Raw genomic sequence first — 677 nt, 5'->3', positions numbered from 1 at the left:
GAGGAGCTCTGCCAACTGTCGAATCTGACACAGCTTGACCTCAGTTGGAATCAGATTACCTCCATCCCACAGGAGCTCGGGCAACTGTCGAATCTGACACTGCTTAACCTCTATTGCAATCAGATTACCTCCATCCCACAGGCGATCGGGCAACTGTCGAATCTGACACTGCTTGACCTCCATAAAAATCAGGTTACCTCCATCCCAGAGGAGCTCGGCAAACTGTCGAATCTGACACAGCTTGACCTCAGTATCAATCAGATTACCTCCATCCCAAAGGAGCTCGGGCAACTGTCGAATCTGACAGAGCTTTACCTCAGTTGGAATCAGATTACCTCCATCCCAGAGGAGCTCGGGCAACTGTCGAATCTGACAGAGCTTAACCTCAGTAACAATCAGATTACCTCCATCCCAGAGGAGCTCGGGCAACTGTCGAATCTAACATGGCTTAACCTCAGTAACAATCAGATTACCTCCATCCCAGAGGAGCTCGGGCAACTGTCGAATTTGACACGGCTTGACCTCATGAGCAATCAGATTACCTCCATCCCAGAGGAGCTCGGGCAACTGTCGAATCTGACAGAGCTTTACCTCAGTTGGAATCAGATTACCTCCATCCCAGAGGAGCTCGGGCAACTGTCGAATCTGACAGAGCTTTACCTCAGTTGGAATCAGAT

General features: G+C 49.9%; 1 protein-coding gene. It reads left to right on the top strand.

What is annotated here, in order from left to right:
• Positions 1-677: leucine-rich repeat domain-containing protein (locus QUA13_RS11590; protein ID WP_333198501.1), on the top strand; the 677-nt coding region annotated here is incomplete at both ends.

Source organism: Microcoleus sp. S28C3, from assembly GCF_036700785.1.
Taxonomy (GTDB): domain Bacteria; phylum Cyanobacteriota; class Cyanobacteriia; order Cyanobacteriales; family Microcoleaceae; genus Microcoleus; species Microcoleus asticus.
Note: the sequence above shows the minus strand (reverse complement) of the source record. Positions and strands in the feature narration are given on the sequence as shown.